Source organism: Acanthopleuribacter pedis (assembly GCF_017377855.1).
Taxonomy (GTDB): domain Bacteria; phylum Acidobacteriota; class Holophagae; order Acanthopleuribacterales; family Acanthopleuribacteraceae; genus Acanthopleuribacter; species Acanthopleuribacter pedis.
Map to the genome: position 1 here is coordinate 45,254 of NZ_JAFREP010000008.1, position 12,052 is coordinate 57,305.

At 56.9% G+C, this 12,052-nt stretch carries 6 protein-coding genes; 5 read left to right on the forward strand and 1 reads right to left on the reverse strand.

Annotated elements, in window-relative coordinates; translation table 11 throughout:
* Window positions 1-7: 7 nt before the first annotated feature.
* From J3U88_RS10935 to J3U88_RS10950, 4 genes are all read left to right on the forward strand, one after another.
* Window positions 8-991 carry a hypothetical protein gene (locus J3U88_RS10935; RefSeq protein WP_207858789.1) on the forward strand — a complete coding sequence of 328 codons (984 nt, stop codon included), beginning with the start codon at window positions 8-10 and terminating at the stop codon, window positions 989-991.
* Between the two features lie 345 nt (window positions 992-1,336).
* Window positions 1,337-4,573 carry a ligand-binding sensor domain-containing protein gene (locus J3U88_RS10940; RefSeq protein ID WP_207858790.1) on the forward strand — a complete coding sequence of 1,079 codons (3,237 nt, stop codon included), beginning with the start codon at window positions 1,337-1,339 and terminating at the stop codon, window positions 4,571-4,573.
* Window positions 4,574-5,431: 858 nt separating this feature from the next.
* Window positions 5,432-8,434 (forward strand): TonB-dependent receptor, encoded by a 3,003-nt coding sequence (locus J3U88_RS10945; RefSeq protein ID WP_207858791.1) that lies wholly within the window; start codon window positions 5,432-5,434, stop codon window positions 8,432-8,434.
* Window positions 8,435-8,573: 139 nt separating this feature from the next.
* A complete protein-coding gene (locus J3U88_RS10950) occupies window positions 8,574-9,689 on the forward strand; it encodes an acyltransferase family protein (RefSeq protein ID WP_207858792.1) in 1,116 nt (371 codons plus the stop codon).
* 207 nt (window positions 9,690-9,896) lie between these two features.
* Here the strand turns inward: J3U88_RS10950 and J3U88_RS10955 are convergent, their stop codons facing one another.
* The gene (locus J3U88_RS10955; RefSeq protein WP_207858793.1) at window positions 9,897-10,955 is read right to left on the reverse strand and encodes a hypothetical protein; all 1,059 of its coding nucleotides are present in this window, start codon (window positions 10,953-10,955) and stop codon (window positions 9,897-9,899) included.
* A gap of 212 nt (window positions 10,956-11,167) precedes the next feature.
* Between J3U88_RS10955 and rfbD the strand changes: the two genes are divergently transcribed.
* Complete coding sequence (rfbD, locus tag J3U88_RS10960; RefSeq protein ID WP_207858794.1) at window positions 11,168-12,040, forward strand: dTDP-4-dehydrorhamnose reductase; 873 nt, start codon at window positions 11,168-11,170, stop codon at window positions 12,038-12,040.
* The last annotated feature ends 12 nt before the right edge of the window (window positions 12,041-12,052 follow it).

Here is a 12,052-nt window from a genome sequence, read left to right on the forward strand (position 1 = left end):
TTCCAGCGTGAGTACGCTAACCCTTTTGTTTGTTCTCTCTTTTTACGACGGCTCCGGCTCTCTACCACTCGTTTATAAAACCCTCGACGGCATGCACACCGCCATTCGAGGCAGCGGCAAATGGGCCGGAAAAACCCTTCCCCAGGCCGAACTCATCAGCATGTGCGATCACTTGAACCAGCCCCTTTTTCCCGACGTTGAAACCTGGCTGGCTTCTACCACCAACATCGCCATCATGCGCGAAGAAGACATTAAAAAGTTCGCACAAGAAGCAGGTATCCAAGTCGCCGACGGCAAACACGCCGTTAAAGGTTGGATCAAAGAATCCATCGCGTGGAAGTCGCCCCCGACCGTGGTCGACAAGGCTACCGCCAACGGCGCCGCCCAAGTAGCCCAAATCAAGGATTACGAAACCTTTATCCTCAACACCTACAGTCGACCGATCATTCAAATCAAAGCCAAAGACGATCAGTGGCAGATCTATGCGACGACGTGGCCCGCCGCGACCGAAGACTACAATGCCGCCATCAAAATGGCTTCCAAACTCACCAACGACATCAACTACGCCGCCGCCGGCTTCAAAAAACGCACCTCTGAGAAAATCGCTCAGGCCGAGGTTCTTGAACTGCCCATGTTCAAAAATCAATACAACGGTGCTTTTGACGAGTTGAAGAGTTTGTTCGTGTTTACCGAAAGTTCGCAGACCTTCATTGTCAGCAACGCCGCCCGCCTCGGTTCGGTTGCATTGACTCCCGAGGGTTATATGGTCAACGATCAATTAATGATCGCCGGTTCCTTCGACTTCCTCACCTTCGAACCCAAGTTCTTCGAAGATGAGGATCCGTTCCGGATGCCCGGTGGTCGTGGTTCCGCCGAGAAAATCGAAACCGACTACCTGCAAAAAGACCCGATTTTGGTGTGGATCTGCCGCCAGGGCTATCAGTTCCCTATCTTCGTGTCTTTGTTTGGTATCACCGGCAGCGGCAGCTAAACCAGCGCATCACCCACGATCAAATTACCAAAAAGCGCCGCAATCTGTTTGCGGCGCTTTTTGGGTATGCATGCTCATCTTCTCGGTGACGCCCGGTTATATTTACCTAACCCTTCTACCTAACCTGGCCGTCGTTAACTTACTTTTATGACGTCTTGTTTAATTTGACCTACCTTTTGCTCCTTTTACGCTTTATCTTCCACTTGCAAGCGCTTGTGTGACGGCCTGACCTGCCGACAAGAAAGAGCGCGCAGGGTTGTCAATCTCGGACAGAGGAACATCTCCTTGAGACACAGCACGGTTAGGTTTTGGGTTGGTTGGGTGAAAGGATGGGCGGGCGGCCTTTTGACGGCCGGTCTTGCGATGATTTGTTTGGGCGCGGAACGCACACCGCGTTTCTACAGCCTCAACAGCAAAGACGGTCTCTCGGACAACACCGTCTTTCATATCTACCAAGATCGGAAAGGCTTTTTGTGGTTTTGCACGCAAAACGGCCTCAACCGTTACGATGGTTACCGCTTCGAACATTTTTTAAGTGACCCACGCAGGCCCAACAGTTTGTCCAGCAGCAACATCAGCATGGTGCGTGGCGACTTACGCGGTGGGTTGTGGTTGGCAACTTGGGGTGGTGGGCTTAATTACTTCGACCCAAGAAGCGGCAGCTTTACCCATTTCCAACATGACCCAAACCGGCCGGGTACCCTTCCCGACGATTTTGTGCAATGCCTGCACAACACCCGCGGCAATGATTTATGGATCGGGACCCGGCGTGCAGGTTTGGTTCGCTTCGATAAGAATCTCAAGCAGTTTTTCCCGATTCCCGTTTTCGCCGAGGATGCGGACCAACAGCGGATCTGGCACATTGTCCCCAACCGGCGCGGTCAACTCTGGCTGGCCACGGATCGGGGCGTGCGCATTCTGGATGCGGCGCATTACACCGTTTTGCCGCCGCCGCGGTTGCCCTGCGCACCCTTTGACCTGGGAAACAGCCAGGTCCGAACGCTGTTTCTCGACCAAAGCCACCATTGGTGGATCGGGACCAGTCAGGGCTTGTTGCGTTACAACCCCGCCACCAAGGCCTGTGATTATTACCCGCTCAAACCCGGCGGGGAACGGCCCGAGGTCGCCGACCAAATTAACACCGTGCTTGAAGATCGCGGCGCCAACATCTGGGTCGGGACGCAACTGGGCGGCCTGTACCGCTTTCACGAGGAAGAAAACCGCTTTACCAATTACCGCCAAAACCCACGCCTGCTGTTTACCATCAGTGGCAACGACGTGCGCCATTTGTTTGAGGATTTGTCCGGCAACTTATGGGTCGCCACGCGCCGGGGCGGGGTGGCCAAACTCAATCTCAAACCGTCGAAATTCCGCAAACTCATTCACCGGGAAGGGCAGGCCGACAGCTTGAAACCCGGCTTGGTGAATGCCATCGACAGCGATGACGGCGGCCATATTTGGTTCGGTATGGAAACGGGTGGTTTGACCCGATACAACCGCGACAGCCAAAGCTTCGAACACCTGGTCAGAGATGAAAACAACCCCACGACCCTGAGCCACAACGAGGTGTTGTCCCTGGCTCACGATCACAATGGCTTCTTGTGGGTCGGTACCAAAAGCGGGTTGAACCGCATGGGTGAGTTCGGGGTGTTTGAGACCTTTGCGGTCCGGCCGGACCAGTCCTCGGCGGGCCCCGTCCACGAAGAAATCAACGTGCTCACCGCCCACCGCGAGCAGATGTGGATCGGCACCCCGCGCGGCCTGTCGGTCTATGAAAAGGGTGTGTTCCGGCACGCCGAGGGCCCCTTGCAACAGGCCGACATCAACCAAATTGCCTTTGACGATGTGGGCCGTGCCTGGCTGGCAACAGGTACCCAGGGCGTGATCCAAATGGACCCGGACCGATTTGCCGCGACCCGTTTTTTCCAGAGCAACCCCAATGAAGTCAACACCCTTCCTTCCAATGAAGTGCTTTGTCTGCTGCCCAAGGCGTCCCACCTTTGGTTGGGTATTTACGGCGGTGGCTTAAGCAAATTAAACCTTGCCGACGGTGCGGTGCAGCGGTTCGAGACCCGTTCGGGGCTGGCGGGTTACACCGTTTGGGGCATTTTGGAGGACTACAAGGGGAATCTTTGGCTCAGTACCTCGCGCGGCCTGAGCCATTTCCGTCTGAACGACGAAACCTTCCTCAACTACGATACCTTTGACGGGCTTCAGAGCGAGGTGTTCTCACGCGGTGCCTACCATCAAACCGCTTGGGGGGAAATGGTTTTCGGCGGGGTCGACGGGGCCAACCTCTTTTTTCCCGACCGGATCGAAGCCTACCAATTTGAACCGCCGATGATGATCACCGCCGTGGACGCCATGGGGAGTCCGATCAACCCCCATCACCAACCCAACGGTCGGCTTGAAATGGTCATGGACCGCTATGACAACGTCATGACCATTTACTTTTCAGCATTTGATTACACCCAGCCGGAACGCAATCGCTACCGCTACCGGCTCACGCGCCAAGAAACCGAGGCCGTGATCGATCAAACCGAGAATTGGCAGACCGGCGATCCCCGTGCCTCGGCGACCTTTCAAGATGTATCACCGGGCCGCTACCGTTTCGAACTGTTCGGCGCCGGCCACGAGGGGACTTGGGTCAACGAAGCACTGCGCTTCGATTTCGAGGTTCGGCCGCCGTTCCACCAAAGTTGGTGGCTCAAATCGGTGCTGATCCTGCTCGGCATCGCCGTACCGGCCTCGGCGATCCACTATTTCCGCTTGCGCGAACGTCAGCGCGCCAAGGTCGAGCTGCTCACCCAATCCGAACGGCTGGCGGTGGACGCCAACCAAACCAAAAGTGCCTTTCTGGCCCACATGAGCCACGAGCTGCGCACCCCGCTGAACCACATCATCGGGTACAGTGAACTCATCGAAGAGGACATCGCGGAACTCACCCCGGAGGAGCTGGATCTGAACCAAATGGGTGCGGACCTGGCCAAAATCCGCGCGGCGGCGCTGTACCAGCTTACCTTGGTTAACAACATCCTTGAGTTGACCCGCATCGAGTCGGGCCGCTCCGAGTTGTATTGCGAATGGTTCCAGGTGGAAAAAATCATCGAAAACACCACGTCTCAGATGCAAGCTTTGCTGGAGAAAACCGGCAACCAACTGATTGTGGATACCGGGTCGCAACCCTTGGGCGCGATTCACGGCGATCAAGCCAAGGTCCAGAGCATGTTGCTGAACCTGTTGACCAACGCCAATAAATTCACCGACCAAGGCACGATTTGGTTCCGCGTACGCCAAAAAAACCACCACATGGCGTTCGAGGTGGAGGATACCGGCATCGGTATGAGCGAAGAACAAACCCAAAAGCTGTTCCGTGCCTTCGCGCAAATGGTCGACCACAATCAGTACGGCGGTACGGGATTGGGTTTGCATATCTGTAACCACTTTTGCCGCCTGATGAACGGCACCATCGAGGTCGAAAGCAAAAAAGGGCGGGGTTCCACCTTTACCATCACCATCCCCCTCGTTTGTGGCGTCCCGGATAGCCCCAAACCCGAGCCGGAGGCGGCTTACGCGCTTTAGCGGTGGTTGCGATGGGGCGAAGCGTGGTTTGGGGTATTTTCCCTCAATGGAGAAGCCGGGTCCGGTTGGGCAACAGCCATCGTGCGGGTCGCCCCCTTTGTCACGGTAATCATTGTTTGGGCTATCGGTGGGTCGGAACTTAACAGATTTTGCCGGACGACCGAGACAATAATTAGCCCGCATTTCTCACAAGGATTCGTCGCGAGAAGCTGAAAGCCTTGTGAGAACGAAGATTACGACCGAGAGGCGGCGCAGGGGTCCGACCTTTCGCGGGGCCGACCATTCGCGGGGCCGACCATTCGCGGGGCCGACCATTCGCGGGGCCGACCATTCGGCGTAGCAGCTTAGGCGAAGGCGACTCGACCAAGTAAGGCGGATGGCCGTCCCCTCGTAATCGCATGGCTTTCGGCTTCGTAGCAGAATTTCTGGTGAGAAATGCGGGCTAGGCTTATAAACCCACGGAAAAACGATTTTGGTAGCAAGAGGGCGAAAATGGCGGAGCGACGCAAGGGTCCATGTTTTCGAGTGGTTCTTCACGGCCATGGTCGCTTAAGCCGTTTTCGATTTCCGTTAACCTTTACCGCCGCGGCGAAAACCGCGCTTTTCTGGAGTTGAACCCGTGACATGTATCAAAAATCTTGTGTACGGCGCCGGCTCCGTTCTGTCGCAACTTATGTCAAATTGGTCAAAAAGCTTATTGCCACGGATAAGTACTGGTTTTAGAATGACTCAAGTTGTTAAACCCAGAGATAATTGGGAATCTGTTTGCCTGATGAAATCCAAAAACAGCGGGGAAGTTGGCGGCAGGCGGCTGTTTTTTGCGTCTGCATCCCAACAACAACCGGTTTTTGGAAAGGAATGAGTGACGTGTACTTCCGCAACCTGGGGACCCGCATTTGTATCGGCGCGACACTGCTTTGGTTGTGGGCGGGTGCCTGTGCCGCACAAACCACGGGCACCTTGATCGGCACAACGCGGTTGGCAGACGGCAGCCCGCTGCCGGGCGTTCAGGTGCGGGCCGAATCACCCAATTTGCAAGGCGTGCGCAACACAACCTCAAGACGGGGCGGCGTGTACCGCTTTGCCTTCTTACCCGCGGGTAACTACACCATCACGGCCGCCGCCGAGGGCATGAAAACCAGCCAACACGAGATCGTCATCGGCTTAAGCCAAGTATTTCAACTTGAGTTGGTGATGGAGCCGGCCCCCAGCCAAGAAACCATCGAGGTTCGCGCCGATGTCGCCGCGACCGTGACCACCACCCAGGTCACCGCCAATTACACCAACGATTTCATCGACAAATTACCCCAGGCGCGCGGCTTGGACGGCATTGCGTTATTGGCCCCCGGCACCACCAACTTCGCCCCCGATGAGCGACTTACCATTAGCGGCGGGCCTTCCTTTGACAACCTCTACCTGGTGAACGGATCGGTTGCCAATTTTGACAATGTTTCCGGCCGTGCCACCAACCTACTGATTGAAGATGCGCTACAGGAACTCACCGTGCTGAGTGGTTCCGTCTCCGCTGAGTTTGGCTACTTCTCCGGCGGGGTCGTCAATGCGGTGACCCGCTCGGGCGGCAATGATTTTGAAGGAACCCTGCGGTTCCAGTTTTTTAACGACGACTGGCGGGCCCGTACCCCGTTCCAGAAAGAAACCGGTTTTGAACGCGAGGACGATTTAAGCGACCTCGCCAGCGCGGTTGTGGGTGGACCGATTCTCAAGGATCGCCTTTGGTTTTTTGTTGCGGCGCGCAACGAGCGCAATAACGAGGATATCGAGCTCCCCGGCCCCATGGGGTTGGATCCGCTGCTCCGCCAAATGTTGGGGATTCCGCCCGCTTCCGACCCGCCCGGCACCCGTTCTCAAGACGCCGACCTCACGGATGAACGGTACGAGGTCAAGCTGACCGCCGCCTTTAGCGAACGCCACAACGCCACGCTTTCCTACATGAAACGGGAGGATGAGCAGGAGAATGGGTTCGATGCGCCCTTTCGACCCATTCACGAAAGTGCCTTGCTTGACTCTTTGCGCACCGAAGAATCGTTGCTTAGCCTGAACTACCGTTTCCAGGTTTCAGATGCACTGGCATTTGAAGCCGTCTTTTCTGATAAACAAAGCGAAATCGCCGGAGCGTACAGCGAATTTCCCATCAGTGATCCCAGCCGGCGCGCGGCGGTCACGCCGTTCATCGATCAGTTGGGTGGTTTTGGTCTGGTGAACGCGCCCTTTTTGGTCGGCGACCGACCGGATGAACGCGACAACCGCGCCTTCCGTTTTAAGGCCGGCTACTTGTGGTTGCCGCAAACCACGGGCATTCACAACCTTTCTTTTGGGTATCAGCACTTTGCCGATTCGCGCACCAGTGATAACACCGAAACCGCCACCGGCTGGCTGTTCATTGGGATTAGCGACTGGGATGCAGACGGCAACCCCATCCCGGTGGTCGCGCCCGCCTACCCCTTGCCCTTCCTCCGCCCTGCAACCCTGCAGTACTCGTTTGTAGAAACGCCGGCACTGGGGACGGACTTCGAAATTCAGTCCTGGTATGTTAACGACGAATGGGTGCTCAACGATTATTGGCAATTGAATCTGGGCCTGCGTTACGACGCCAACCGCGCCAAAGACAACGATGGTACCACCGTTAGCAAAGACGATGCATTGAGTCCCCGTGTTTCGGCGCGATACCAATGGCAACAAGGCGAAAACAAGCACCAGGTGGAGGCGAGTTACGCCAATTATGTGGCGCGTTTGTCGGATGTCGCCAACAGTGGTGCGGCCGGCGGCCAACTTTCGAGCTTCCGTTATACCTACACGGGGCCGACGACCACCTCGCTGGATGAGGTTTATGCCTGGATCGACGAACACATCGGTCCCGATCCTACCAACCCAATCTCCGTGCAACCCACTTCTGTTTCAAGGGTTAACGCCGCGGGGTTGCGTGTGGCCGACGATTTGAAGTCGCCCAGCTCGCGGGAATGGCGCTTGGGTTATACCCTTTCGCGTGATGCCCGCCGTTACGTCAAGATCGATTACCTGAACAGGACCTTCGAGGATTATTACGCCACCTTCATTAACCTTGACTTGGGACGAACGGCAAACGGTGAAAGCGACATTACCTTGATCGATAACGATCCCGGTTTTTACCAGCGTGATTACGACGCGATTCAGCTTCAGATGAGTTGGCCGTTGGCCGAGCAGGTTCAATCGGGGGCTTCTTACACCTGGAGCCAACTGATTGGGAACCAGGAGCAGGAAACCACCAGCGGTGCCGTCCCCCCGGACGGGCTCACCACCTACCCGGAATATGTGGTTCCTGAATTCCAGCCGATTGCTTCAATGAGCGGTGACCTGCGCCACAACCTCAAGTTTTGGCTGAGTTACAACCGTCCCGTCGCGGGTGGTTTGCTCAACCTTAGCCTGCTGCAACAGGTTCAATCGGCGCGTCCTTACGGGAGTTCCGCGCAAGTGACGCTTGGTGATCGGTCTTTTGGTTTCCCCGAGAATCCGGGTTATCAAAATGTTGATTTCATCCGCCGCAATTATTTCCTGGAGCCGATTGGGACCCATGAGACGGACGCTTTGCTGCAAACCGATCTCGCTGTCAACTACGACTTACCCCTGGGCAAAGTCGACCTGTTTGTGCGGATTGATATCTTTAACATCTTCAATCAAGACGCCTTGGTCAATCCGAACGGCATAAACCGTACCGTCAATATTACCAATGCCTTCAACGTGTTTAACGAAACGCCCGTTGAGGGCGTTCATTGGGTTCGGAGTCCGAATTTCGGTCAGGCGAATTCCTCCGCCGGTTACCAAAGCCCGCGCGAGTTTCGTTTCGACCTCGGCCTCCGTTTTTAGCCCGCACTTCTCATCTGGGATCCTGCCGCCGAGTAGAAGCCGGAGCGCCTGATGCGGCTTCAATCTAAGTGCGGACCATCCCACGTAGATCGGGTATGATCTAGCGTTGTCAAACCCTGAAATAAAAGGAACCTTCGCTATGACCGCAGCAGCCGGCCTGTTTGATGATTTTGCCAAGAAACGTTATTTCGGATCCTTGGATGGTTTTCGTGCGCTGAGCATTATCGCCGTAATTTGGCACCATACCGGCGGCGACATCGTCGACGGCACCATTCCCATGTTGCGGGTTGGTTTCCTCGGCGTTGACATGTTTTTTGTGATCAGCGGCTTTTTAATTGTGACCTTGCTGCTGCGCGAGCGGGACCGCACCGGTGATATCTCGCTAAAGGGTTTTTACATTCGGCGGACGCTGCGGATTTTCCCTATTTACTACGCCATCATGGCCGGTTTGGCCGCCTTGTTTTTGTTCGTGCGGCCGGGTTCCGACATGGCCAACGCCTTTTGGCGCGAGCTCCCCTTTTATTTGACCTACACCTCGAACTGGACCCACGTGGCCGTGTTCGCGGTGGCCTGGTCCTTGGCATGTGAGGAACAATTTTATTTGGTGTATCCACCCATTGAAAAGTTCCTGCGCAAGCTGGCGATCCCCGCCATTGTGTTGTTCATTTTTGTGAACCAGTTGGTGAATTTCGGCGTGTTTGATGCGTTTTTCGAATCCTTGCTGGGGACGGCCGAGTTGGAAGTGCTGCAGGCGACCTTCACCCCGATCTGTTTCGGGGTTCTTGTGGCCCATATCTGCCATTACCGCGAAAGCTTCGCCAAGCTGGCGCCCATGGTGCAGCACCGCGCGATGCCCCTGGTTTATTGCGGGTTGTTGTTGGTTCTGCTCAACATACCCTTTGAGGACATTTCCGGGTTCCCGCGTTTGATCGCCCAAATGCTGATGACCTTGCTCCTGCTGAGCTGTGTGATTCGCGAGGACCACCTGCTCGATGGTTCCATGAAGATGTTTGTGTTTAAGCGCATTGGTTTGGTGAGTTACGGGATGTACCTGTACCACATGTTCGTGCGCGAGGCGATGAGCCGCGGCTTGCCGGAATCGCTGTTTAACCAATCGGTGCTGCGCTTCACGATGTGTTTGGTGGTCACCTGGGTGATTGCCGAGGTGAGTTTTAAATTCGTCGAGGCACCGATCTTGGCCTACAAAGACCGCCTCAAAGAGCGGGCGGAGGCCAAGGCAGCGGCCGGCGCCTAGCCCGCATTGCTCACAAGGAATTCTGCTACGGGGTAACCGATGCGATTCCGAGGGGGCGGCCTTCCGTGTTACTCGGTCGAGCCGCCTTCGCCGTAGCAGCGCTACGTCGAGGCTGTCTCACCGTTGTTTTGCAACGGTGCAACCAAGTAACCTAATTAATCGTAGTTGTTTAATCGTCGGGTCAGTGCTTCTGGTGAGCAGTGCGGGCTAATCGGCGAGGTCGCTTGCTTCGTTGAGCGCCGGGGTTTTGCCGCCGAGCTCGACCTCGCTGGGGACAAAGTGGGCGATGCGTTCCGCGCCGCGGCCGTCGACCACCTTTTGGGCCTGGCCGCGTTGCTTGTTCAGGGCCGCCGTGTCGCGCAGGCGCGCGCTGATTGTCGCCGCCATCTCCGCCTCTTTTTTGGTGCTGAACCAGCCCAATGTCGGGGCCACGCCCAGTTGTTCCAGCATGTAGCAGCGGTTCAGTTTTTGGGTGTCGCCCGCCACCGTCATCATCGCCATCCCGCGCTGGGCCAAGTCCAAGTAGGTCGTGGCGGGATCGACCAGGTAGAAGTTTTCGGGAGAGAACGGGAACTCGGCCGCCTGTTTCAGCGTGAGGTAGTGCAGCGGCAGGTGGGGGTGGCCCACCGCAAAGGCCGCGCATTTGCGGCGCACGTCCGGGTTGCGGTAGCCGACCACGGTGACCGGGAGCGCCGCCGGCAAGTGGCGGCGCACGGCCAACAATTTATCGAGCAGCGGTTCGTCGTCGCCGATCACCAACATTAAATGGCGGGGGACCCCGTTTTCCCCGGGCGGTGGCTCGTTCGGGTCTCTGATGTAGAATCGCGGGCCCAGCAGCAATTTCGATTCGGCGCTGCACTGGAACGCGGTGCTCGGCATCTCCACGTGGGGATTCACCAACAGTTTGCCGTAGCAGTTGGCGCGGGGATCGGCGCCGAGAACCACGGTGAAGGGGAACTGACGCTGCACCCCGAAGGTATACGCCGCGTCGGCCTTGGGCATGGCGACCACGCAGATGTGGTGGTTGTGGGTGCGGCGCAGGAAACTGAGGCGCGGTAATTCTTGGTCCGGTTGCTGGGGGACACGGTACAGGGTCGCCGCTTCGCCCAACACCGCCTTGGCACGGTCAAAGGTGCCGCGGTGGACCGCGAAGGCGACGCGGTAACCGCGTGCCGCGAACACGTGGGCCAGGGCGACGCACTGCCGCAAGGGTTCCCAATTGGGAGCCGTGTCGGATTCGTGGGGAATATGGCAGCGGAATAACATGGTATGGGCCTGGGTGCTTTGCCTTAACCATATCACAATTAAAGGCTTTTCGCGCTTTGGGACCGTATCACCGCGCCGCTTTAACCGGAAAGGGGGTGACGTCGCCCCTTGAGAATGCTAAAACCTGAGGCATCGAAGATTCAATTTACCGGCCCGCGAGGCGAGACGGTTCTGCTAGGACCGCGCCGGGGCTACCACGGGGAGTGACCCAGATGGCACAACAGAAACAAGCGGTTTATCCACATCCGGTCGCGGTGATCGGCGCCAACGGCGCGCTCGGCTCCGACCTCATGCGCGTTTTGAAGCAACCGGTGGCGGCTTATCACAAAGATTTTGACATCGTTGATTTGGAAGCGACCCGTGATTGGTTGGCCCAAAGCGGTGTTAAAGCGGTGGTTAACACCGCCGCCTTCCACCGCGTGCCCGACTGCGAAACCGAGTATGCCGCCGCCTTTGAGGTGAACGTGATCGGCGTGCGCAACTTGGCCCAAGCCTGTGCTGAACACAAGATTCACCTGTGCCACATCAGTACCGATTACGTGTTCGACGGCACCAAGGGGCAGCCCTACCGCGAGGACGATCTCCCGGCCCCGCTCAGCATTTACGCGATTTCCAAGCTGGCGGGCGAACAGGCCCTGGCCGCTTACGGCGAGGATTGGTCGGTGGTGCGGAGCTGCGGGCTTTACGGCAAGGTGCCGACCCGTGCCAAAGGCGGCAACTTTATTAATGCCATGATTCGTCTGGGTACCGAACGGGACAAAGTCACCGTCGTTAACGACGAAATCGTGTGCCCCACCTATACCTACGATCTCGCCGTGGGGATCGACCGTTTGCTGGCGGCCGCGGGGAAAGGCATTTTCCACATCAACCAATCCGGCCAAACGACCTGGTTCGATTTCGCCAAGGTCATTTTTGAACGCAAGCAGTTGCCCGCCGCGCTGGAACCGATTTCGGCGGCGGCCTTCCAAAGCGTGGTCAAGCGACCCGCTTATTCGATTCTGGACAACGGCAAGTTCGAGGCGCTTACCAAACACAGCATGCCGGGTTGGCAGGACGCCCTGGAGCGGCACTTGGCTGAGATTTAAGCCGGAGCCGCC

Excerpts from the sequence above, each read along its gene's own strand:
- J3U88_RS10945 (WP_207858791.1), top strand. The coding sequence starts at position 5,432 with ATGAGTGACGTGTACTTCCGCAACCTGGGGACCCGCATTTGTATCGGC.
- J3U88_RS10950 (WP_207858792.1), top strand. The coding sequence starts at position 8,574 with ATGACCGCAGCAGCCGGCCTGTTTGATGATTTTGCCAAGAAACGTTAT.
- J3U88_RS10955 (WP_207858793.1), bottom strand. The coding sequence starts at position 10,955 with ATGTTATTCCGCTGCCATATTCCCCACGAATCCGACACGGCTCCCAAT.
- rfbD (WP_207858794.1), top strand. The coding sequence starts at position 11,168 with ATGGCACAACAGAAACAAGCGGTTTATCCACATCCGGTCGCGGTGATC.